We start from the raw sequence: 21,762 nt of genomic DNA, 5'->3' as shown, positions 1-21,762 counted from the left end.
ATCCGCCTCCATCTGGAAAAAATCAAACGAAATTGCATCAAGCATCAATGAGCGATAGTAATAGATCATGAACGTCCAGCGTCGCCTCTTGCCAAACATCAGCGCGCTTGCCGCCTTCGAGGCAGTGGCGCGTCTCGGCTCCTTCACCGCCGCGGCCCGCGAGCTCGATCTCACGCAAGGTGCCGTCAGCCGGCAGATCAATCTGCTGGAAGAGCAGTTCGGGCGCCGGCTTTTCGAACGCGACAGCCGCAATGTCAGGCTGTCCACGGCGGGCGAAATCTATGCCGGCGCGGTGCGCTCAGCACTTGCGCAATTGCGCGATGCGGCGCTTGGATTGATGAGCAATCGGCATAGCGGTGTTCTCAACCTTGCCATCCTGCCGACCTTCGGCACGCGCTGGCTGATGCCGCTCATTCCAGATTTCGTCGCCCGTCATCCGGACATCACGATCAATTTCGCCACGCGCATTGGCCGCTTCGACTTCGCGCGTGAGCGGCTCGACGCCGCAATCCACCACGGCATGCCTGATTGGCCGGACGCTGATTGCACGCTTTTGATGCGCGAGACCGTGATGCCGGTCGCCGCGCCCGAATTCCTGGCGCAGCGGAAGGTCGCGACGCCGGCCGATATCGGCCGCCTGCCGTTGCTGCACATGGCAACGCGTCCCGACGCCTGGAGCGAATGGTTCGAGCATCAGGAGCTCGACGCGCCGACCGGCCCCGGCATGCAGTTCGAGCAGTTCGGTACGGTCGCGCAGGCCTGCATGGCGGGGCTCGGCGTGGCGCTGCTGCCGCAGATCCTGATTGCCGGAGAATTGCAGCGTGGCCAGTTGGTGCCGGCGCCGGGCAAGCCGATGCAGAGCCGCAGTGCCTATTATCTCGTCGTGCCGCACGCCAAGCGCGGCCATCCGCCGGTTGCCAGCTTTCGCGACTGGCTGCGGGGCCAGGTTGAGAAGGAGCCGGCTGTTCTGGCGTGGTAGCTATTTCCGCTTCATCGCCTCGGCGAGCGCCGCGCCGAACGCACCCTGTGACGGCTTTTCAGGCTGGCGCTGCGGCGCCGGCGAGCGCGGTACGGGCTTGCCGCCGCCGCTGTCGCGCTGGCCGACCCGAGGCGCCCCACCCTGGCCGCCATCCTTGCGCATCGAGAGGCCGATGCGATTGCGCTTGATGTCGACATCGACCACCCGAACTTTCACGACATCGCCGGCCTTTACCACCTCATGCGCGTCCCTGATGAAGCGGTCGGCCAGCTGCGAGACATGCACCAGCCCGTCCTGGTGCACGCCGATGTCCACGAAGGCGCCGAAGGCGGCGACATTGGTGACCGTGCCTTCGAGCAGCATGCCGGGCTTCAGGTCCTTGATGTCGTCGACGCCTTCGGCAAAGGTCGCCGTCTTGAAGCCCGGCCGCGGGTCGCGTCCGGGCTTTTCCAGTTCCGCGATGATGTCGCGTACCGTCGGCAGGCCGAAGCGCTCGTCGACGAAGACACGAGGGTCGAGTGCCTTGAGCGCGGCACTGTCGCCCATCAGCGCGCGCACGTCGCGGCCGCAGGCGGCGACGATCTTCTTTGCCACGCCATAGGCTTCCGGATGCACGGATGAAGCGTCGAGCGGCTCGGAGCCGTTCGGGATGCGCAGGAAGCCTGCGCACTGCTCGAACGCGCGCGGTCCAAGCCGCGCCACGTTCAGCAGATCGCGGCGCGTAGCGAACGGACCGCCGACGTCGCGATGCGCGACGATCGCTTCGGCAAGCGATGGCCCCAGTCCCGAAACGCGCGCCAAGAGCGGCGCCGATGCCGTGTTGAGGTCGACGCCGACGGCATTGACCGCATCCTCCACCACCGCCTCCAGCGAGCGGCCGAGCCGGTACTGGTCGACATCGTGCTGATACTGGCCGACGCCGATCGACTTCGGCTCGATCTTGACCAGCTCGGCGAGCGGGTCCTGCAGGCGTCTCGCGATCGACACCGCGCCGCGCAGCGACACGTCGAGGTCGGGAAACTCGGCGGCCGCCGTCGCCGAGGCTGAATAGACCGACGCGCCGGCTTCGCTGACGATCACCTTGATCGGCTTCGGCCCGCCGTCGGACGGCAGGCTGGCGAGCATGTCGGCCACTAGCTTCTCGGTCTCGCGGCTGCCGGTGCCGTTGCCGATCGAGATCAGCTCCACCTTGTGGAAGCGAATGAGCCTGGCAAGTTCCGCCTGCGTGCCGCGCACATCGTTCTTTGGCGGAAACGGATAGACGGTGGTCGTCGCCACCAGCTTGCCGGTACCGTCGACCACAGCCACCTTGACGCCGGTGCGGATGCCGGGATCGAGACCCATCGTGGGCCGGGAGCCGGCGGGCGCGGCGAGCAGCAGGTCCTTGAGGTTGCGGGCAAAGACATGGATGGCCTCGTCCTCGGCCCGCTCGCGCAGGTCGCGCATCAAATCAAGCGTCAGATGGAGCGATAGTTTTATCCGCCAGGTCCAGCCGGCCACTTCCATCAGCCAGCGGTCGCCCGGCAGGGTGCTACCAATCGCATAGGCGTTGGCGATCATCCGCTCGACCGGTTTCACCGGCGATTGATCGTCGGCATCGATTTCGAGGTCGAGCGACAGCACCTCTTCGTTGCGGCCACGCAGCATGGCCAAGGCGCGATGGCTGGGCACGTTCGCCCAGCGCTCGACATGATCGAAATAGTCGGAGAATTTCGCGCCCGCCTCCTGCTTGCCGTCGACGACCCTGGCGCGCAGGAAAGCGCGCTCCTTCATATAGGCGCGCAGCCTGCCGACCAGATCGGCATTCTCGGCCAACTGCTCCGACAGGATGTCGCGCGCGCCTTCGAGCGCCGCCTTGGCGTCGGGAACCTCCTCTGTGCGATAGGCTAGCGCGAGCTCGGCAGGCACCGCCGAACGGTCGGCGAGGATCGCCTCGGCCAGCGGCACCAGTCCACGTTCCCTGGCGATCTCGGCCTTGGTGCGGCGCTTCGGCTTGTATGGCAGGTAGATGTCTTCGAGCTCGGCCTTGGTGGTCGCCGCCGCGATTTTTGCCTCGAGGTCCTCGGTCAGCTTGCCCTGCTCACGGATCGAGCCGAGGATGGTGTCGCGGCGCGCATCGAGCTCGCGCAGATAGGCAAGCCGCTCGGAAAGGTCGCGCAACTGCGTGTCGTCGAGGCCGCCGGTGACCTCCTTGCGGTAGCGCGCCACGAAAGGCACCGTTGCGCCCTCGTCCAGCAGCCCGATTGCGGCTGCCGCCTGCTCCGGCCGCGAGCCGATCTCGGCCGCGATGATTGCTGCGATGCGCTTGATGTCCGATGCCATGCTGGTTCCTGCCGAAAAGAGCGGCGACAATAGGCCGGGACGACGGCTGCGCCAACCGCGCTGTCTCCACCCGACAGGAAAGCTCCACAGGAAAGAGCTGCGAGGAACGACCAGCCGAACGGCTCAAACCATCCGGCTCAGGGCCTCGAAGAAGGCGACGACATCGAGATCAAGCTGATCGTCGACCGGTTCCGGCTGCGACGACATCTTGGCGATGACCACCTCGTCGCTCGGGTTGACGTAGATCCACTGGCCGTGAATGCCGATGCCGCAGAAGGCGCCGCTTGGCGTGCCCATCTGGTACCATTTGTTGCGGTAGCGGCCCTTAGGGAAGAGGAACACCATCGTACCGCGCCGCCACGCTTCATGGCTGCCGCCGCTGGCAACCGTGTCGCGCACCCAGGCCTCCGGCACGATGCGGCGGCCATTGGCCGTGCCGCCCTGTCGCATCATCTCGCCGATGCGGGCAAGGTCGCGCGGCGTCATCGACATGCCGCCGGCGGTACGCGCCGTGCCTTCCATGTCGACCGTCACCGACATCTCGCTCGCGGCGCCCAGCGGCAGCCACAGTTTCTCGCTGAGCAAGTCGCTGACGCGTTTGCCGGATGCCCGCTCCACCAGGATGCCCAGCATATCCGAATTGGGTGAGCGATAACGGTAGGTCTGCCCATGCGGCTCGGCGAGGCGCGGCAACGTCAACAGAAACGCAGCGAGGCTTTCCGAGCCGCCGCCCGGATTCCACAGTGTCGCGCGGCGATAGCGGGCGAAGGCGCTTTCCGGATCGAGATAGGCCTCCTCGAAGTCGAGGCTGACCGTCATGTCGAGCACATTGCGCACGCTCGCATCGCCATAGGCCGAGCCCTTGGCTTCGGGGATGTATTCTGTCACCGGCGCTTCCGGGTCGAACACCCCCTCGCCTTGCAGGATGCCGGCGAGGCTCGCCGTCACCGACTTGCTGATCGAAAAGATGATGTGGCGCTGACCGAACGCCATATGCGGCGCCGACCAATCGCCGACCAGCCTGCCGCCCTTCAGGATCGTCAGCCCGTCAGTGTCGGAGCGCTTCAGGAATGCTTCGACTGTTTCGGCGCCGCCGGCCAAGGTCACTTTCTCCTCGAGCAGCGCGCCGAGCGATTTCACCTCTTCCTCGCCGCCGGGCGCGGCGGCAACGTGGACGCTCGGCACCAGTTCGCCGACATTCTGGAACGACCATTGGCTGAACGGCCTCAGCCGCCAATTGTCGAGCCGCACATCCTTGCGGGCAAAGCCGTATCTGGTCTCGAACGCGGTATTGCCGGTCACGATTGTCTCCCGGTCGTCTATCTCTCACTTTCAGCCTAGCGCGGCGGCTATGGCGTGCACGGCCTTAAGCGTCGCCACCGAATAGGCGGCGTTGAGGAAATCCGGATAGGTCGAAAGCTTCACGACGACCATCCTGTGCTCCCAGCTGATATGGATCATCTGGCCGAACACGCCCTTGCACATCAGTGCGCGAGAGCATGGATCCTCGATCCAGAACTGGTTGCGGTAGCTGCCGTCCGGAAGGCTCGGGCTGAAGTCCGGTCCGTGCTTGCCGCTGCGCGTCGCCTCGATCCACTCGGCAGGGATGACCCCGCCGCCATTGTCGAGGATGAGCTGGCCGAAGCGGCCATAATCGCGCAGCGTCGCGTTGAAGCCGCCATCGGCCAGCGCATAGCCGGCGCTGTCGACTGTGAAACAGGCGCTCTCGTCGACGCCGAGCTTTTGCCAGAGTTCTTCCGAGACCAGCTGCGCCAGGCGCTTGCCGCTCACCCGCTCCATGATGAAGGCAAGCACATCGGTCTCGATCGAGCGGTACTCGAAGGCCTCGCCATGTTCGCGCACCTTGTCCTTCAGCCGCAGGATCAGCTCGAACAGATGCGCGGGCCACCGGAAATCAGGATCGCTGCCCGGCGGGATCGGCTTCCAGCCGGTGGCGACATCGACCTGGCCGATCTCGGAATAGCGATCCGTGTACTCTTCCGAGAAGCGCACGCCGGTCGTCATGTCGAGCACTTGCTGCACGGTGGCCCCGGTCCAGGCGGTCTCGCCGAGCTCCGGAAGATAATCCGTCACCAGCCTGGCCGGGTCGATCAGGCCGCGCCCGACCAGGATGCCGAACACCGATCCGGTGACCGACTTTGCCATCGACTGCGACAGATGCAGCGTGCGTTCGTCCATGCCGTTGAAGTAGCGCTCATAGGCGACCCTGCCGTCCTTCAACACCAGCAAACCGTCCGTGTAGGTCTCATCGAGCAGGCCTGCGAGCGTTGTCGGACGGCCCTCGCTATCCGCCACCGCCAGGTCATCGAGATCGACCTCGGCGCGATCGAGCCGACGGCGATGACCTTGGCCGCGCCAGACCTCGACGGTCGGCAAAAACTCACGCACGTGCTGGAAGGCCCAGCGGTTCCACGGTGGCCGATCCCAGTCGAGCTTCGGCAGAGCCATGGCCGGCGGCGAGCCCTGCATGATCGGCGGCCGCGGATCGGAGTTGCGGTAAGATGTCATGAGAATTTCCCTATCGCCGCGTGCCGTCTTCCACTCACTTGGATGAGGAGCGGTCAGCACGGCGGGCGATAAGCCCCCGAATGGGCCTTTCGCGTGGCTCCGCCTTCTTCCCGTTCGCGCGGGAAGAAGGCGGAGTGCCGCTATTTCTGAACGTCCGTCCAGATGCGCGTGTAGATTTGCTGCACCTCGGGCGAGCAGGGGGTGAGGAACTCGCCCGCTTTCTCCAGTTCCGGCGGTACCACCAGTTCGGGCGCATCCTTCATGTCGGCTGGCATGAACGCCTTCGAACCCTTGATACCATTGGCATATTTGGCGAAGGCGGAGATCATGGCGGCGTTCTCGGGATCCATGATGAAGTTCATGAACAACTTGGCGTTCTCGACATTCTTTGCATCCTTCAGGATGGCAACACTATCCATGAAAAAGGGGAAGCCCTCCTTCGGGTAGCCGAACTTGATGTCGGGGTTCTTGATGCGCGAGCGCATGATGGCGCCGTTCCAGTAGTACACGGCCGAGTAGTCGCCGGCCGGTAGCTTCTCGGTCACGCTGTAATCCATGGCCAGCCATTTCGGCTTGGCCTCCACTAGCTTGTCGCGCACTTTCTTGAGCAGTTCCTTGTCGTCCGTGCACCAGTCGCCGCCCAGATACTTGATGGTGGCGAACAGAACGTCGTTCATTTCCGGCGCGACGTTGATCTTGCCGACCAATTCCTTCGGCGGGTCGAGGAAGATGGCCGAGGTGTTGATGTCGCCGCTATAGACCTTTGTGTTGACGCCGATACCGGTCAGGCCCCACTGCCACGGAACCGTATAGTGACGGCCCGGGTCCCAGGGAACGTTCACCCAGCGCTCGTCGACATTCTTGAAGTTCTCCATCTGGTCGGGCCGGGCCTCGAGCAGAAGCCCTTCCTTCACCCAGATCGGCACGTAGTTGGCCGACGGCACCACAATGTCGAAGCCGTGACCACCGGCGCGTACCTTTGCTAGCGCGGTGTCGTTGGAGTCGTAGTCGGTGATCGTCACCTTGACCTTGTAGGCATCCTCGAACTTCTTGATCATCTCGGGGCTGGTGTAGTCGCCCCAATTGAAGATGTTGAGTTCGCCTTCCGCATACGCACTGCCCGCAAAAGCGAACAATGCGAATACCGCCGTAGCGGCCGTTATCTTCCTTTTCATTGCTATTCTCCCGTTTGGCAATCGTTAGTCATGGCTTGCGCCGATTGACGAAGTAGAACGCAGTTACGAGCACCACCGACAGCGCCAGGAATAGCGTCGCGATCGCATTGATTTCCGGGCTCGTTTCGCGCCGCAACTGGCCGAGCATGTAGGTGGGCAGCGTATCCTGCCCGCCGGACTTTACGAATTCGGTGATGACCACGTCGTCCAGCGAAATGACGAAGGCGAGCATGAAGCCCGCGATGATGGCCGGCCTCAAGAGCGGCAGCGTCACAAAGCGGAAGGCTTTCCAAGGCGTGGCGTATAGGTCAGCGGCTGCGCGCTCTAGCGTCAGGTCCATGCTCTCCAGCCGCGCCCGGATCGGCAGGTAGGCGAACGGGATGCAGAAGGCGGTGTGCGCGGCGATCAGGTAGCCGAGCCCTGAGTAACCGGTCCAGACCTTGATGCGCGAGAACACGATCAGGAGCGCGACGCCGGTGACTATCTCCGGCACCATCAGCGGCTGGTTGATGAAGGCGTACTTGAAGGTGAGGCCGGGATAGGGCCGCGTGCGGGTCGTGGCCAGCGCAGCCATGGTGGCGGCGATCGTCGACAGCGCGGCGGCCGAGACCGCCAGCACGAGCGAGCGGACGGAGGCATCCTGCACGGCCGAATTGTGCCAGGCCGAAATAAACCAGCGTAGTGAGACGCCATCCCAGCGCGAAAGCGAATCCGCCGCGTTGAACGAATAGGCGACGAGCGCCGCGATCGGCAGATAGAGCGCGAAGAAGGTCAGAAGCGCCATGAAGCCGAAGCCGGGCTGCGCCTGGATGTCGAACGGACGCTTAGCCATGGACACCCTCCGAACGGGATGCGTTGCGCACGTAGAACAGGAGCGCGATCATCACCAGCACCATGAGCGCAATCGAAATGGCCGCGCCCAGAGGCCAGTTACGACCCGCGCCGAACTGCAGTTCGATCAGGTTGCCGAGCATCATGTTCTTGCCGCCGCCCAGCACCCGCGGAATGACATAGGCCCCGAGCGAGGGAATGAAGACCAGTATCGAGCCGGCGATGACGCCGGGCTTGATCAGCGGGAAGATGATGCGGCGCAGGACCTGCCAGCGACCCGCGTAGAGGTCATATCCGGCCTCGACCAGCCTGAAGTCGAGCTTCTCCATCGAGGCGTAGATCGGCAGCACCATCAGAGGGAGGTAGATATAGATCATGCCGAGCAGGATGGCGGCGTCGGTATTCATGATCTGCAGCGGTTGCTTGATGATGCCGAGCGCCATCAAGGCCGTGTTGACCAGCCCTTCGTTGCGGATCACCTGCTGCATGGCGAAGGTGCGGATCAGGAGGTTCGTCCAGAACGGAATGGTGACGAGGAAAACCCAAACCTCGCGCGTCTTCGGCGGTCGCGTGGCGATGAAATAAGCCGTAGGAAAGCCGAAGAGCAACGTCAGCACGGTGGTGTAGAACGAAAGGCTTATCGAACGCCAGAAGATGGTCAGATGCGCGTCCGCCAGACCCAGCGTGTCGTCGAAGATGTCACGCTGGAACAGGACCGATGTCCATCCGTCCAGCGAGAACGTGCCGACCTGCACGTCGCCATAGTCGCCCTTCAGCATGAAGGAATAGGCCAACATGACGAAAAGCGGCCCGATGGCGGCCAGGAGGATGATGACGAGCGCCGGCGCCGAGAGCAGCCAGCGGTCGCGTATGTCCCTAGCGTCGGCGGCGCGAGCAATTTCCTCGGCGTTGGCCATGAATGGAAGTCCCTAGTCCTTCAGCGCTTGAGCGGCATTCGCGCCAATCGCGACGCCCGCGCGGCTGCCCGGCGCCAGCGCTTCGCCGCCTCCGCGGCTGTTCTGCCGCCGCACGATAAAGGCACTGCCGTCGTCGAGCTTGAGATGGAAATGCGTGTCAGTGCCGAGATAGACGACGTTCTCGACCGTGCCCCTGAGCGAAGCGTTGGCGTCCGCCGGACCGATCTGAGCGTGCTCCGGCCGCACCACCAGCGTAACGCCAACCGACGGCGTGAAACCTTCCGGCAGCGATGCCGGGATTTCCGCGCCGGACGAGAGCCTGACGGTGGCGCGCCCATCGACCACGCTTTTCACTTCGCCCTTGAGGAAATTGCTCTCGCCGATGAAGTCGGCGACGAAGCGTTCCGCCGGCTTGTCGTAGATGTCGCGCGGCGTGCCGACCTGGAGGATCTTGCCGGCCGACATCACCGCGATCCGGTCTGACATGGTCAGCGCTTCTTCCTGGTCGTGGGTGACGAAGATGAAGGTGATGCCGGTCTCGTGCTGCAGCCGCTTCAGTTCGATCTGCATCTCCTTGCGCAGCTTGTAGTCGAGCGCCGAGAGCGGCTCGTCGAGCAAGAGCACCTTCGGCTGTGGCGCGAGCGCCCGGGCGAGCGCCACGCGCTGCTGCTGGCCGCCCGAGATCTGGCTGGTGCGGCGCGCCTTGAGCGCCTCCATCTTGACCAGTTTCAGCATCTGAGCGACCCGTGCCTCGATTTCGCCCTTGGGCTTGCCGAGCATCTCCAGACCGAAGCCGATGTTCTGCGCCACCGTCATGTGCGGGAAGAGCGCGTAGCTCTGGAAGACGGTGTTGACGGGTCGCTTGAACGGCGGCAGCGGCGCGATGTCCTGGCCGTGCAGCATGATTTCGCCGGCGCTTGGGAAATCGAAGCCGGCAATCAGTCTCAAAAGCGTCGTCTTTCCGCATCCGGACGGGCCGAGCAGCGTGAAAAACTCGTTCTCGCGGATCGAGACGGACACCGTGTCGAGAGCGGCTACCTGGTTTTCACCGGTTCCAAATACTTTTCGTACGCCGCGAACTTCGATCGCGTTCTTACCCGGTTGTTCCGGCACGATTACCCCATTGAGAGAGCCTGCTCTTGGCGGCAGGTGCGTTCCTGTTTGATTGTCACCATAAGCCGACCGGCTTGGCAACTGCGGAGCTGCTACTCGTTTTTTTAACGCAATACCCATGCCAGCCTCAGGCCTAGTCAATCCTAAGCTTGGAAAGTGATCTTGCCGCCACAGATGGTGGTGACCGGCCGCACGGTGTGCAGCGCCTCCGGCGCCGTCTTCTCGATATCGGCCGACAAAACCACGATATCGGCGAGGTATCCGGGCTTCAGGCGCCCCTTGCGGTGTTCCATGAACTCGGCATAGGCGCCTTCGACCGTGTAGCCGGCAATCGCTTCATGCAGCGAGAAGCTCTGGTCCGGCAGGCCTTCTGCCCAAGGTTTGCGCAAGACCGCCGCCTGGATGCCCAGGATCGGGTCAACCGGCGAGACCGGCCAGTCGGATGCGAAGACGACCCGCGCGCCGGCATTCTTCAAGGTGCGCCAGGCATAGCTCAGCGGCCACTTATCATGGCCAATGCGCGAGATCGTCGGCTCCAGCGGGAAATTCATCGCGCCCGGCGGATGCGGCGGCTGCATCGAGGCGAGCACGCCGAGCTCGGCGAAACGCGGCACATCGGACGGGGTGATCACTTCGATGTGCTCGATGCGGTGCCGGCTGTCGCGCCTGCCGTTTTTCTTCGCTGCCGCCTGGTAACCGTCGAGCACGGCGCGCACCGCTCCGTCTCCGATCGAATGAACGGCGATCTGCAGGCCGCGCCTGTCGGCTTCGACCGCAACCTCGGCGAAATGCTCGGGGGAAAAAAGCGGCTCGCCGCGCCAGCCCGGACGGTCGGCATAATCGTCGACCATCACCGCGGTCCAGGAATCCAGCACCCCGTCGTAGAAGACCTTGACCATGCCGGACGACAGCCACTCGGAATTGTACGCCGCCGCCATGCGCGAGGCCTTTTCCAGCATGTCCAGCTTCATGAAATTCTTGAAGTGGAACGGGATCTTGGTGCGGCAGATGAGCCGTCCTTCCTCTTGCAGCCCGGCGAGCAGCTCGAGCTGGTAGAGGTTGCCGTCCATGTTCTGGATCGAAGTGATGCCGTGCTTTGCGCACCACTCGAGCCCGCGGTGCATGAGATCGCCGTCGGCGGCAAGCTCCGCTGCCGACGGATAGGGATCCGGCTCCGCACCTTCGAGGCCGAGCCGTGTCCGGTTCGCGCCGAAATGGTCGAGCACGGGACCGAACGCCTCGCCTTCGCGCAACTCGCCGGCGGCAAGTCCGTCCGCGCCCATGACGATTTCGTTGCCTGGTCCCACCTGCTTGCCATGCAGCACGCCGGCCTCTTCCAGCGCCTTGGTGTTTGCCCACATCGTGTGGTGGTCGGAGGCCGACATGGCGAAGGGCCGGTCGGGAATGATACGGTCGAGGTGATGGCGGGTCACCGGCTCGGGCAGGATCGCATAGTCTACACCGGCGCCGAGCAGCAGCCCGGCTTTCGGACGCTTCGCCGCAAAGCCCCGGATCGCGTCGCGAAGCGCGTCGAAGCCCTGCACGCCTGCCAGATGCAGATTGTCGAGCTCGGCCGCGCCGCCGAACAAATGCATGTGCGCTTCGATGAAGCCCGGCAGGACGGAGCCGCCCTGAGCATCGACGACACGAGTGGCAGGGCCTTTGCAGTCGCGGACGCTATCGCGATCTGCGATCGCAATTATCTTATCACCTTTGATGGCAATGGCCTGGGCGGCGGGGGTATCCGGATCCATCGTCAATATGCTGGCGTTCTCGACGATAAGATCGGCCGTTTGCGGCATCATTTTCTCCCATTTGTGCCTAGGCTAGCAGAGTATTGGCGTCTGGCAAGCCGTCCATGCTGGCCCGAACGACAAACTGAAATGCCCCTTGGCGGCGCCGGAACTCTCTGCCACAAAGCTGTTTGAGGCCCCGTAACCAGAACTCGAACAGCGAGCCAACTCCCAAAATGAAGACAGTTTTTTCACCGCTTCACGCCGGTCACGCCGGCCAGATGGAATTGGTCACCTCGGCGATCGTGCCGGGTTTCGAGAAGCCCTCGCGGGCCGAATTCATCAAGGCAAGGGTGGAAAGCGAGAAGCTGGGGCCGATCATCGGGCCGGTCGAGCACGACCTTGCCGCCGCCAAGCGCGTGCATGAAGCGCACTACATCGATTTCCTGCCGACGGTTTGGCCGGAATGGGTCGCCGCCGGCTTCAAGGGCTCGGCGATGGGCTTCACCTGGCCGACGCGCGGCCTGCGCGGCGATGTCCCGCCGAAGCGCATCGACGCCCTGCTCGGCTACTATTCCTTCGATGCCGGCGCCACTTTCGTCGAAGGCACATGGAAGGCGATCAAGTCATCCTATGACGTCGCGCTGACGGCGGCCGCCCTGGTCAAGGGCGGCGAGCGGACCGCCTTCGCGCTCTGCCGCCCGCCCGGCCACCACGCCGGCGCTGCCTTCATGGGCGGCTACTGCTTCATCAACAACGCCGCCGTCGTCGCGCAATGGTTCCGCGACCAGGGCGCAAGCCGTGTCTCGGTCCTCGATGTCGATTACCACCACGGCAATGGCACGCAGGAGATTTTCTATCGCCGCGGCGACGTCCAGGTGCTCAACCTGCATGGCGATCCGATGGTCGAGTACCCCTTCTTCCTCGGCCATGCCGACGAGCGCGGCGAGGATGAAGGCGAAGGCTTCAACGTCAACTACCCGATGCCCTTCGGCACCAACTGGGACGGCTGGAACGCAGCGCTGGAAGACGCCTGTGCCAAGCTTGCCGCCTATGCGCCGGACGTGGTCGTGGTCTCGCTCGGCGTCGACACCTTCGAGAAGGATCCGATCAGCCAGTTCAAGCTGAAGAGCGAAGACTATCCCAAGATCGGCCGCCGCATCGCCAAGCTCGGCCTGCCGACGCTGTTCGTCATGGAAGGCGGCTACGCGGTTGAGGAAATCGGCATCAACGCCGTCGGCGTGCTGACCGGCTTCGAGGACCGCTGAGCCATATCTGATTGAAAGGACGCGCTTCCGCCTGCAACGGAGCGTTATTTTTTCGATTTCACCGGGAAATCATCGGCTCGATGCAGCTCTGAAGCCACCCCCAAGTAACGCGATGAGCAGCAGCTGAGTCGCAACACGAGTCCAGCGGATTCGATTTTGTCAAATCGCGTTTGATGTCGGATTCATCTGCGGGTAGATTAGACCCGAATCAGCCGGTCCACGGGGGGCGCGGCGACCACCCAAAGTCTCAAGTTCCGGCGTCCTGCCGGTACCAGACGCGGACGGCTTCGCGTTCCCTGTAAGGATTCGGCTCGGTTGGGCGCTGTGCGCGCCCGTGGGTGTGTCTTCGTAAACGTGACGCGTTTCGGGTCCGAGCGCTGGCCAATGCCAGCACCGGGCGCAAGGATCGATTCCGGTCAGAATATCAAAATGAGCAGTCCCGCCGCGCTTCTTCATTCCGACGCTTCAGGCTCGCGCCTGGCGTCGCGCGGCGATCTCACCAGTTTCTTCATGCAGCTTTCAGCCGATATCGGCGCCGACAGCTATATGTTGGTCGCCATGGTGCACGATCAGGATCGAAACGACGCGCGTATCGTGTCGTCGAACTGGATTTTCGACGCCATCGAGTTGATCGGCAAGCGGCTGATTGCCAATCTCGCGCTCGGCCCGCTGACGGCAGCGCCGGGCGTGCGCCCCAAGCCATTGGTCGCGGCGCATGCGCCCGACGCCGGCGCGCTACTGAGCGGCGAGGAAGCGCGGCTGCTCGATGTGCTCGGCCACGCCGAGATCTATTCGCTGAGGTTGAATGTCGGCCGCCAGCGCCTTTTCGTGCTGTTTTCCGCCGCCGAGCCCGCCAAGATCGACCTTACGGCCTTGATGAAGGCGCAGCTGAAATGCTGCTACGCGTTATCCAGCATCCCGCAATTGATCGCCGCGGCATCCATGCAGGATCCGCTGTCGGACCGCGAGCGCGAATGCCTGTTCTGGGTATCGGAGGGCAAGACCACCGACGAGGTGGCCCTCATCCTTGGCGTCTCGTCGAACACCGTCAACAGCTACATCACGCATGCCATCCAGAAATTCGCGGCTTCGAACCGCGCGATGGCGATTGCGACCGCTATCAGGAGCGGCATCATTTGAAGCACGCACAGATCAAAGAGGCCGCTGCCGCCCTTTTCAACGAGCAGCGCAATCCGTTCGGCGCCTTCTCGCTCGGATCGGAGACGCATCACGCGGTGACCATTCCGGACGCCGTGCGCCGCTGCCGCTGGATCGCGGTCGATATCAACGCTTCTGGTTTCGGACTGTTCTTCGTCAGCCCCTCGCTGGAGCGAGCGCGCCTCGTCGCCTGCTTCGATTCGGATTATCCGTCGACCGGCCTCACCACCAAATTCATCTCGGGCGCCAGCGGCGAGGAAATGGTGCGCCACAGCCGCATCTCGACGACGCCGCGCTGGTGGGCCGACAGCGGCATGGCCGTTTCGCAGCAGAGGTTGGAGAGCCTGGCATGGTCCGAACCGACCGCGCCGCTCGCGCCCGGCACCGACGGCATCGCCTTTCCGGTGCATGCGGAGCGCGGCCAGTGCGGGCTGGTCGTCTTCCTGGGGCCGGATATGACCCTTTCGGACGACACGCTATGTGAAATCCACGCGCGCTGCTTTGCCCTGTTCGCGTCGGTCGCCCGCATCCGTCCAAGCGAAACCGGCAGGACGCGCGCCATTTCCAAGCGCGAACTCGAATGCCTGAAGCTGACCGCCAACGGCAACACCAGCGAGGAGATCGCGAAGCTCCTGAAACTGTCGGTGCACACCGCCAACCAGTATCTCACCCAGTCGACGCAGAAGCTCAACGCTGTCAACCGCAACCAGGCGGTCGCGAAGGCGCTGCGCCTTGGCCTGATCGAATAGCTCGCCCAGGCCAGGCGCCGAGACCTGAAACATCGTCAGGGAAAAGCGAGCGGCTCGGTCCTCCGGATGCGCGCCTCGTCGATCGCGTCCTCGAGCAGGGCGGTGTTGTGCTCCGGCGTCTCGCCCGGCTTCTCGAAAGAGACGTAATTGACGATCACGGACGTGCCCTGCCCGGTCAGCATCAGCTGGAAATAGACGGTTACGCCGCGCGGCCGAAGCTCGAGATCGAGCACGATGCGCGGGCTGCCGCTCCAGTCGACATGCGCTTCGCCGCCATGACCGAGCCTGAGCGTGCCCGGCTGGAAATAGAGCTCCGCAGCCGAGTCCACCAGGTCCGACAGGCAGGCGAAATGCTCCAGCCGGATAAAGGCGATATAGTCCACGACCTCGATCAGGCGCAGCTCGCCCACCACGTCCTGGATGGCATTGGCGACGATCTGCTCGCGTGAATTGGCGTGTGGTTGCCGGTTCATGGATAGAAACAGCGTCCGATCATTGGGTTACTTTTCGCTCGGCCTTCTTCGAGTAGACGATCCGCACCAATTCGGCGACGGCCTGGTAGAATTGCGACGGGATCACGCTATCAACTGAAACTTGCTTGTACATGGAGCGGGCAAGCGCCACATCCTCGAAGATCGGGATGTTGTTCTCTCTCGCGATCTCGCGGATTTTCAGCGCCACCAGATCCTGGCCCTTGGCGAGCACCAGCGGAGCGGAGTCCTCTTCGCGCACATATTTCAGCGCGATGGAATAGTGGGTCGGATTGGCGATGACGAGCGTCGCGCGCGGCACCGCCGTCATCATGCGCCGCCGCGCCCGGTCACGCGCCAGCGAGCGCAGGCGCGACTTCACGATCGGATCGCCTTCCGACTGCTTCAGCTCGTCTTTCACTTCCTGCTTGGTCATGCGCAGGTCACGCCGCCAGTGGAAGCGAGACCAGACGATGTCGGCGACCGCGACCGCCCCCATGACGAAGACGATCGCCACCAATATGTCGACGAAGATGCCGCGGATGACCATACCGAACGACACCGGGTTGGTGATCATGCCGGCGAGCAGCCTGCGGTGATCTTCCGACAGCGTGAAGGCGAGCACGGCGATGGCGAAGGCAAGCTTGGCCAGCGACTTGGCGAATTCGACAAAGCCCTGCACGCCGAACAGGCGGCTCCAGCCCTTGGCGATCGAAATGCGCGACAGCTGCGGCCGGATCCGTTCGCCGACGAATCGCGGGATGTTCTGGAACACCGAAGCGCCGACGCCGGCGACCACCAGTAGCACCAGCAGGCTGACGACAGCGCGGCCGATTTCGAACAGCACGGTCTTGTAGAGCTCGATGACGTCGGTCTCGGTGTCCATCGGCCAGGCTTCCGGCTTTTCCAGGAACATGGCGAGGAACATGCCGAGATTGACGATGGCCTCCTTGGCGTAAAAGACGCTGAACACCAGTATGGCGAGGAAGGAAGCGAAGATCGCCGTCTCGCGCGAGTGAGGCAGCTTGCCCTGCTCGATCGTGTCGCGGATCTTCTTTTCTGTGGCTTCCTCGGTTTTGGAATCCTTGTCGACCGCCTCAGCCATGGTGCCCTGACCGCATCGCTATCGTCAGGCGGCTTCGGCGGCGGTCTGCATCGAGGGAAGCTCGAACGCTCCCTGCCGCGAGAGACGAATGGTCGCCACGGCGATCGTCTTTCGCGCCGCCATGATGTCGGCCAGCGCGATACCTTCCGATCCCTGTCCGAGCTCGGATTCGATCATGCGGCGCGAGCGAGCGCCGATCGCCGACAGCACGGATTCGGTAAGCTCCGCCGGCGCGCCGCGCAAAGCCAGTGTGACGAGCTCCGTCGACAGTCCGTCGAACAGAAGCACGCGCGCCTTCTGGGCGAGCAGCGGCAAGTCGTCGAAGGCAAACAGCCGCGACCTGACCCCGGCCAGATCCGGCGTGCCGGCGTCCTCCAGGTCCTGCATGAGTTCGTCGAGCTCGGGCTTGGCCATCTCGTTGAGAACGCTGGCGACGCGCTCCTGGCCGACCGAGGTGTCCCTGGTCGCTTTTTGCGAAAGCACGCTGGCGCGCAACTGGTTCTCGACGATCCTGGCTGCCGCATCCGGAATGTTGGCCATCGTCACCATACGCTTGATGATCTGGCTGCGTATCGGCTTTTCCATCGTCAGCAGCACATTGGCCGCGGTCTGCGGCGCAAGCTTCGACAGCACCATGGCGGACGTTTGCGGGTGTTCGCCGGCGAGGAAGGTGCCCAGGCGCGTCGGCTCGAGCTTTTCCAGATCCGGCCAGATCGGCGGCGGCCCCTCAAGAGCGGGCTCGAACTTCTTCTCGCCCATGATGGCGCTCATTTCCTCCGGCGACAGCGATTCGTTGAGGATCGTGTCCATCCGGTCCGCCGAGTCGAGCAGGCCTGCGCCCTCGGTGAACTCGGCCTCGAATTCCGCAACGATGCGCTCCAGGTCGGTTTGCGGAATGGTGCGCAGCAGCCGCGCGCCCTCGATCAACGCCTTCAGCTCCTCCTGCTTGAAGAATTTGAGCAGCCGGCTGGCCGAGGGCTTGCCCATCGCCACCAGGATGGCGGCGGCCTTTTGCGGGCGCGTCAGCGTCAACGACGTCATTGGGCATGGCTCCGCTGCCGGTGAATGCTCTCGCCGTCCATGCTCAGGCGCTCTTGGTAGCAGCGTTGATTTCGGTAAGCCTGATGCCGAAGCGCGTCGGATCGTGTTCCAGCACCGTGATCTCGCCACGCGCGATTCTGCGGCCGTTGACCACCACGTCGACCGGCTCGCCTATGCGGCGGTTGAGCGCTACCGTCGAGCCCTTCTGCAGCGCCATCAGCTCCGACACCGACATTTCGGTGCTGCCCAGAATGATCTGCACATCGACCGGAATCGTCATGATGATCGAGGAATTGGCGCCGGCCTGCAGGGCAGCGTCGGGGCGGTTCTCCTCCTCCCGCAGCACGCCGCGCAATTCCTCGATGGCGCGGTCGAGCTGCTCGTCCGGCTGGTCGGCTTCGGGTTCGGCTTCCACCTTGGTCTTCGCCATGCCTCGTCTCCAATAATCCCAAGCCAGGCCTCAGCCCGGCACCAATCCGTCGACGAAATCCTGCCCGCCATCGTGAGGATGCCGGATGCGGACCGTGTAGTTCTGTCCGAGCTTGCCGAACTCGCAGACAAACAGCGTCTTGTCGCGCGCGCTGAGCTTTGCCTGCAGCTGCGCATCTTCCTCGAACTCGATCACCTGTCCGGGCTGGAAGGCGGCGAGATCGCCAAGCGACAGCCGGGCGAGCGGCATGGTGGCCTCGAGCCGCACGGCCGAGCGCATCACTTCCTCCGAAAAGCGGGCTCGCCAGTCGAATTCCGTCGTCTGGTCGCCGCCGTGATCGGCGGTGGCGCCGCGGGTCGCCAAAAGGATTCGCTGCGGGATCATCACCGTCACCGTGCCGGTGTCGGTCGGCGTCGAGATGCCATAGATGATGCGAACCGCCGCCCCGTCGCGTAGCACGCGCCGTTTCGCCTCGTTGCCGGACATCGCCCTCGGGACAGGCTGGCGCAGCTCGAGAGAACGCCGGCCCGATCCGTTCAGCGCCATCGCGACCTCTTGGAAGACGGTGGTGGCGACGTCGGTCTCGATCTGTGACAGGTCGCGCTCGATCGGCGCCACCGGCTGGTCCGGATCGCCGCCGAACAGCGCCTGGACCATGACGGCGATCGCCGGCGCGTCCATGACGAGCGTCATGGCGTCGGCCGAGGTCGGCGAAGGAACGATAGTCATGGCGAAGGTTTCGCCGGCGCGCATACGCGCATCGGGGACACGTCCCACTTCGACCGCCTGCAGGTCGACGGTGACCGGCGCGCCCAGCTCTGCGGAAAGTGCTTTCTGCAGCAGCGGCAGCGAGCGCTCGGCCATGCCGCGGCCGACGCCGATCACCTGCGCGGCCTCGCCGCTGTCGCCGACGAGACGCTCGATGATGAGAGCCCGGGTTTGCGACGGACTTGCCGGACTGGTCATGACGCCAAACGGCCCCGGCTGAAGTTCTGCATGCTCAGGCCGCCTTCTTCTCGGCGGTGCCGGTATTCATCGTGCTCTGCTCGACCGCATCGATAGTAGGACGCTCATAGGACGAAATGGTCTTGCGGCCGAACTCGATCGCGACCTGCGGCAAGGCGCCGTTCATGTAAGCGAGCAGCGTCTGCTTGACGATGATGTACAGGCGGTTCTTCTTCTCGCGCACCGTCTTGATCTTGGTGGCGACCGGACCGACCACGGCATAGGACAGGAAGATGCCGAGGAAGGTTCCGACGAGCGCAGCACCAATCAGCCCGCCGAGAATTTCCGGCGATTGGTCGAGCGCGCCCATCGCCTTCACCACGCCGAGCACGGCCGCGACGATGCCGAGCGCCGGCAGGCCGTCGCCGACCGCGACCATCGCGTGATAGGCCTTCAGCTTGTCGGTGCGGATCGTCTGGATCTCCTCATCCATCAGCGCCTCGATCTCGTGCGAGCGCGCATTGCCGATGATGATGATGCGGCAATAGTCGCAGATGAAATGCGTCAGGTCGTGGTTCTTGAGCACCGTCGGGAACGCCTGGAAGATCGCCGACTCTTCCGGATTGTCGATATGCGCCTCGACCTCGCTGCGCGACTTCGATCGCAACTCGCGCATCAGGCTGTGCAGGACGCCAAGCGTTTCGAGATAGTCGCGCTCCTTCGGCACGGCCTGCTTGAAGGCCTCGAGAATGCCCTTGCCGGTGTCCTTGACCGTCTTCATCGGGTTGGCGACAAGGAAAGTGCCGAGCGCTGCGCCGCAGATGACCACCGCTTCCCAAGGCTGGATCAGCACATGCAGATGCCCACCCATGGCCATGAAGCCACCGAGCACGCAGCCAAGCGTCACCACAAGTCCGATCAGAATACCCACGACAGGTCCTTCCGCATGTCACGTCGGGGATCAGGGATAGTCCTCGTGCCTTGTGTGAGGCTTGAATCGCGATGCGGAACCGATTCAGCCTCGCACAAGGAAGCATCGCTATCGTCACCGGAAAGCTTCGGCCGGAGGCGCAGATGTTGAACACCTATACGAGCTATCAGCTCATCGCCAAGGACATCCCAAAGGCAATCGACCAGGTCGAGTTGCAGCCCGTCGTGAAGCGTGACACCGACTACTATTTGGCCAATATCGGCAACGTCAAAAGCATCGACGATTTCGTCAACAACACTCGGCTGTTCAACTACGCGATGAAGGCGTACGGGCTGGAAGACATGGCCTATGCCAAGGCCTTCATGGTCAAGGCGCTCAAGGAAGGCGTGTCCGACTCCGACAGCTTCGCCAACAAGCTGAGCGACAAACGTTACGCCGACTTCGTCAAAGCGTTCAACTTTGCGGCTTACGGCTCGACCGCCACGCTCTATCCTTCCGCCCAGCAAGGCGCGGTCGACAAATACATGCGCCAGACGCTGGAGGAGAATGCCGGCGAGACCAATCAGGGCGTGCGGCTGGCGCTCTATTTCCAGCGTAAGGCGCCTGACATCAACAGCTGGTATGACGTGCTCGCCGACACGGCCCTTTCGAGCGTGGTGCGCACGGCTCTCGGCCTGCCCGACTCCATCGCGTCGGCCGACATCGACAAGCAGGCGCAGATGTTCGAGCAGAAGCTCGATATCGCCGACTTCAAGGATCCCGACAAGCTGAACACCTTCCTTACCCGCTTCACCAGCCTGTGGGAGATCAACAACCCGACGACCACTGCCGTGACCTCGGTCAGCGTGCTGTTCGCGCAGCCGACCACGGTCGGCATCTCGACCGATCTGATGATGGCCATGCAGAAGCTGAAGTTCTGAGAACACCATGCAGGACAGTCTCTACGTCGCCCTATCTTCGCAGATTGCGCTCGAACGCCGTCTCGACACCATCGCCGACAATGTCGCCAACGCTTCGACCATCGGCTTTCGCGCCACCGGCGTGAAATTCGAGGACGTGGTCTCCGGCACCGGGCCGAAGTCGGTATCCTTCGCATCCTCCGGCAAGACCTATCTTTCCAGCGCGCACGGCTCGCTGACCGAAACCGGCAATCCTTTCGATTTCGCCATCCAAGGCGACGCCTGGTTCGCCATCGAGACGCCGGCCGGCACGGTGATGACCCGCGACGGCCGTTTCTCCATGAACGAGAACGGCGAGCTGATGTCGATCGAAGGCTATCCGGTGCTGGACAGCGGCGGCGCGCCGATCCAGCTCGATCCGCGCAACGGTCCGCCCAAGGCCGGCGCCGATGGCTCGCTACGCCAAAACGACCAGCTCGTCGGCGCCATCGGCCTCTACGATTTCGACCCCGGCGCCAATTTCGTCCGCTACGGCAATTCGGGCATCGTTCCCGCGCGGACCCCGGAACCGGTCACCGACCGCTCCGATGTCGGCGTAGCTCAAGGGTTTCTCGAGGAATCCAACGTCAATCCGGTGCTGGAGATGACCCGGCTGATCCAGGTGCAGCGCGCCTTCGAGAATACGGCTGCGCTGATCCGGCAGAGTGCTTCGTCCACCGACGATGCGATCAAGACGCTCGGCGACAAGTAACGGGATGGCGAACGGCTCGTCCCTGCTCCGCGCGCCTGAGAAGCTTGCAGACGCCGGTCCCACGGATCGGCTGGCCGCGCTCGAACGCATCTGGCGGCGGTTCGACAACCCGGAAACGCTGCTCAGCCGCGGCGGCCGCGTCGTCGAGATCTCGCCCACTCACTACAAGGTGCGCGGCCTTTCGGAGATTGCCAGGCTCGGCGACATCGTCGAGCAGCGCGGCAAGACCGGCACGCGCCGCGGCGAGATCGTCAGGATAGGCCGCGACGAGGTGGTGGTCGCGCCGTTCGAGCGCCACGCCGCTGCCGGCATCGGCGCCGCACGTGTTCACCGCCGCCCCGATCTCGGCCAGCACCTGCGAATTCAGGGCATTGAGCGCCTTCGGCCGGTTCAGCGTGATCAGCCCGACCTTGCCG

At 63.7% G+C, this 21,762-nt stretch carries 20 protein-coding genes and 1 pseudogene; 7 read left to right on the top strand and 14 right to left on the bottom strand.

Annotation, left to right across the window (positions count from 1 at the left end; genetic code table 11):
* Positions 1 to 67: 67 nt before the first annotated feature.
* The gene (locus P9254_RS26085; protein ID WP_278053793.1) at positions 68 to 979 is read left to right on the top strand and encodes a LysR family transcriptional regulator; all 912 of its coding nucleotides are present in this window, start codon (positions 68 to 70) and stop codon (positions 977 to 979) included.
* On the opposite strand, the gene P9254_RS26080 is transcribed toward P9254_RS26085, so the two are convergent.
* The 8 genes from P9254_RS26080 to P9254_RS26045 all read right to left on the bottom strand — a co-directional run bounded on the left by P9254_RS26080 (position 980) and on the right by P9254_RS26045 (position 11,668).
* The gene (locus tag P9254_RS26080; protein ID WP_278054650.1) at positions 980 to 3,301 is read right to left on the bottom strand and encodes a Tex family protein; all 2,322 of its coding nucleotides are present in this window, start codon (positions 3,299 to 3,301) and stop codon (positions 980 to 982) included.
* 123 nt (positions 3,302 to 3,424) lie between these two features.
* Entirely contained in the window at positions 3,425 to 4,603 is a 1,179-nt protein-coding gene (locus P9254_RS26075; RefSeq protein WP_278054651.1) for a serine hydrolase domain-containing protein, read from the bottom strand.
* Positions 4,604 to 4,633: 30 nt separating this feature from the next.
* Positions 4,634 to 5,830, bottom strand: coding sequence for a serine hydrolase domain-containing protein (locus P9254_RS26070; RefSeq protein WP_278054653.1), 1,197 nt, complete (start codon positions 5,828 to 5,830; stop codon positions 4,634 to 4,636).
* A gap of 140 nt (positions 5,831 to 5,970) precedes the next feature.
* The gene (locus tag P9254_RS26065) at positions 5,971 to 7,005 is read right to left on the bottom strand and encodes an ABC transporter substrate-binding protein (RefSeq protein ID WP_278054655.1); all 1,035 of its coding nucleotides are present in this window, start codon (positions 7,003 to 7,005) and stop codon (positions 5,971 to 5,973) included.
* Between the two features lie 28 nt (positions 7,006 to 7,033).
* Positions 7,034 to 7,837, bottom strand: coding sequence for an ABC transporter permease (locus P9254_RS26060; RefSeq protein ID WP_095823377.1), 804 nt, complete (start codon positions 7,835 to 7,837; stop codon positions 7,034 to 7,036).
* Positions 7,830 to 8,753, bottom strand: a complete 924-nt coding sequence (locus P9254_RS26055; protein ID WP_278054657.1) for an ABC transporter permease — start codon at positions 8,751 to 8,753, stop codon at positions 7,830 to 7,832. Before P9254_RS26055 ends, P9254_RS26060 begins: the two co-directional genes overlap by 8 nt.
* Before the next feature lie 12 nt (positions 8,754 to 8,765).
* Positions 8,766 to 9,866: an ABC transporter ATP-binding protein gene (locus P9254_RS26050; protein WP_278054659.1), complete on the bottom strand. Its 1,101-nt coding sequence runs from the start codon at positions 9,864 to 9,866 to the stop codon at positions 8,766 to 8,768.
* 143 nt (positions 9,867 to 10,009) lie between these two features.
* Positions 10,010 to 11,668, bottom strand: a complete 1,659-nt coding sequence (locus tag P9254_RS26045) for an amidohydrolase (RefSeq protein WP_278054731.1) — start codon at positions 11,666 to 11,668, stop codon at positions 10,010 to 10,012.
* Positions 11,669 to 11,835: 167 nt separating this feature from the next.
* On the opposite strand from P9254_RS26045, the gene P9254_RS26040 reads away from it, so the two are divergent.
* The 3 genes from P9254_RS26040 to P9254_RS26030 all read left to right on the top strand — a co-directional run bounded on the left by P9254_RS26040 (position 11,836) and on the right by P9254_RS26030 (position 14,774).
* The gene (locus P9254_RS26040; protein ID WP_127239542.1) at positions 11,836 to 12,867 is read left to right on the top strand and encodes a histone deacetylase family protein; all 1,032 of its coding nucleotides are present in this window, start codon (positions 11,836 to 11,838) and stop codon (positions 12,865 to 12,867) included.
* Positions 12,868 to 13,296: 429 nt separating this feature from the next.
* Positions 13,297 to 14,007: a helix-turn-helix transcriptional regulator gene (locus tag P9254_RS26035; protein ID WP_095777177.1), complete on the top strand. Its 711-nt coding sequence runs from the start codon at positions 13,297 to 13,299 to the stop codon at positions 14,005 to 14,007.
* Positions 14,004 to 14,774: a helix-turn-helix transcriptional regulator gene (locus P9254_RS26030; RefSeq protein WP_067326107.1), complete on the top strand. Its 771-nt coding sequence runs from the start codon at positions 14,004 to 14,006 to the stop codon at positions 14,772 to 14,774. Before P9254_RS26035 ends, P9254_RS26030 begins: the two co-directional genes overlap by 4 nt.
* 35 nt (positions 14,775 to 14,809) lie before the next feature.
* Here the strand turns inward: P9254_RS26030 and P9254_RS26025 are convergent, their stop codons facing one another.
* From P9254_RS26025 to motA, 6 genes are read right to left on the bottom strand one after another with little or no spacing between them, the layout of a single operon-like run.
* The gene (locus tag P9254_RS26025) at positions 14,810 to 15,247 is read right to left on the bottom strand and encodes a hypothetical protein (protein WP_278054661.1); all 438 of its coding nucleotides are present in this window, start codon (positions 15,245 to 15,247) and stop codon (positions 14,810 to 14,812) included.
* Positions 15,248 to 15,266: 19 nt separating this feature from the next.
* Positions 15,267 to 16,349 carry a flagellar biosynthesis protein FlhB gene (gene flhB / locus P9254_RS26020; protein WP_278054662.1) on the bottom strand — a complete coding sequence of 361 codons (1,083 nt, stop codon included), beginning with the start codon at positions 16,347 to 16,349 and terminating at the stop codon, positions 15,267 to 15,269.
* A 24-nt stretch (positions 16,350 to 16,373) separates the two neighbouring features.
* Complete coding sequence (locus tag P9254_RS26015; RefSeq protein WP_278054664.1) at positions 16,374 to 17,390, bottom strand: flagellar motor switch protein FliG; 1,017 nt, start codon at positions 17,388 to 17,390, stop codon at positions 16,374 to 16,376.
* 43 nt (positions 17,391 to 17,433) lie between these two features.
* On the bottom strand, positions 17,434 to 17,820 hold the full coding sequence (gene fliN / locus P9254_RS26010) for a flagellar motor switch protein FliN (RefSeq protein ID WP_278054666.1): 387 nt from the start codon (positions 17,818 to 17,820) through the stop codon (positions 17,434 to 17,436).
* Positions 17,821 to 17,850: 30 nt separating this feature from the next.
* On the bottom strand, positions 17,851 to 18,786 hold the full coding sequence (locus tag P9254_RS26005) for a FliM/FliN family flagellar motor switch protein (RefSeq protein WP_278053809.1): 936 nt from the start codon (positions 18,784 to 18,786) through the stop codon (positions 17,851 to 17,853).
* Positions 18,787 to 18,820: 34 nt separating this feature from the next.
* Entirely contained in the window at positions 18,821 to 19,696 is an 876-nt protein-coding gene (gene motA, locus P9254_RS26000; protein ID WP_067002381.1) for a flagellar motor stator protein MotA, read from the bottom strand.
* Positions 19,697 to 19,839: 143 nt separating this feature from the next.
* Between motA and P9254_RS25995 the strand changes: the two genes are divergently transcribed.
* The 3 genes and pseudogenes from P9254_RS25995 to P9254_RS25985 form a co-directional block, all read left to right on the top strand.
* Positions 19,840 to 20,616 (top strand): DUF1217 domain-containing protein, encoded by a 777-nt coding sequence (locus tag P9254_RS25995; protein WP_278054668.1) that lies wholly within the window; start codon positions 19,840 to 19,842, stop codon positions 20,614 to 20,616.
* Between the two features lie 7 nt (positions 20,617 to 20,623).
* Positions 20,624 to 21,346: a flagellar basal-body rod protein FlgF gene (gene flgF, locus P9254_RS25990; protein ID WP_067002386.1), complete on the top strand. Its 723-nt coding sequence runs from the start codon at positions 20,624 to 20,626 to the stop codon at positions 21,344 to 21,346.
* Between the two features lie 4 nt (positions 21,347 to 21,350).
* A pseudogene (locus P9254_RS25985) lies at positions 21,351 to 21,762 on the top strand (hypothetical protein); the annotation flags it as partial.

The sequence above is a fragment of the Mesorhizobium sp. WSM4983 genome (assembly GCF_029625765.1).
Taxonomy (GTDB): Bacteria; Pseudomonadota; Alphaproteobacteria; order Rhizobiales; family Rhizobiaceae; genus Mesorhizobium.
This window is presented reverse-complemented; position numbering and strand designations above follow the sequence as displayed.

Bases quoted from the DNA above. Each gene is read 5' to 3' on its own strand.
- P9254_RS26085 (WP_278053793.1), top strand. From the start codon at position 68: ATGAACGTCCAGCGTCGCCTCTTGCCAAACATCAGCGCGCTTGCCGCC.
- P9254_RS26080 (WP_278054650.1), bottom strand. From the start codon at position 3,301: ATGGCATCGGACATCAAGCGCATCGCAGCAATCATCGCGGCCGAGATC.
- P9254_RS26070 (WP_278054653.1), bottom strand. From the start codon at position 5,830: ATGACATCTTACCGCAACTCCGATCCGCGGCCGCCGATCATGCAGGGC.
- P9254_RS26065 (WP_278054655.1), bottom strand. From the start codon at position 7,005: ATGAAAAGGAAGATAACGGCCGCTACGGCGGTATTCGCATTGTTCGCT.
- P9254_RS26060 (WP_095823377.1), bottom strand. From the start codon at position 7,837: ATGGCTAAGCGTCCGTTCGACATCCAGGCGCAGCCCGGCTTCGGCTTC.
- P9254_RS26055 (WP_278054657.1), bottom strand. From the start codon at position 8,753: ATGGCCAACGCCGAGGAAATTGCTCGCGCCGCCGACGCTAGGGACATA.
- P9254_RS26045 (WP_278054731.1), bottom strand. From the start codon at position 11,668: ATGCCGCAAACGGCCGATCTTATCGTCGAGAACGCCAGCATATTGACG.
- P9254_RS26040 (WP_127239542.1), top strand. From the start codon at position 11,836: ATGAAGACAGTTTTTTCACCGCTTCACGCCGGTCACGCCGGCCAGATG.
- P9254_RS26035 (WP_095777177.1), top strand. From the start codon at position 13,297: ATGAGCAGTCCCGCCGCGCTTCTTCATTCCGACGCTTCAGGCTCGCGC.
- P9254_RS26025 (WP_278054661.1), bottom strand. From the start codon at position 15,247: ATGAACCGGCAACCACACGCCAATTCACGCGAGCAGATCGTCGCCAAT.
- flhB (WP_278054662.1), bottom strand. From the start codon at position 16,349: ATGGCTGAGGCGGTCGACAAGGATTCCAAAACCGAGGAAGCCACAGAA.
- P9254_RS26015 (WP_278054664.1), bottom strand. From the start codon at position 17,390: ATGACGTCGTTGACGCTGACGCGCCCGCAAAAGGCCGCCGCCATCCTG.
- fliN (WP_278054666.1), bottom strand. From the start codon at position 17,820: ATGGCGAAGACCAAGGTGGAAGCCGAACCCGAAGCCGACCAGCCGGAC.
- P9254_RS26005 (WP_278053809.1), bottom strand. From the start codon at position 18,786: ATGACCAGTCCGGCAAGTCCGTCGCAAACCCGGGCTCTCATCATCGAG.
- P9254_RS25995 (WP_278054668.1), top strand. From the start codon at position 19,840: ATGTTGAACACCTATACGAGCTATCAGCTCATCGCCAAGGACATCCCA.
- flgF (WP_067002386.1), top strand. From the start codon at position 20,624: ATGCAGGACAGTCTCTACGTCGCCCTATCTTCGCAGATTGCGCTCGAA.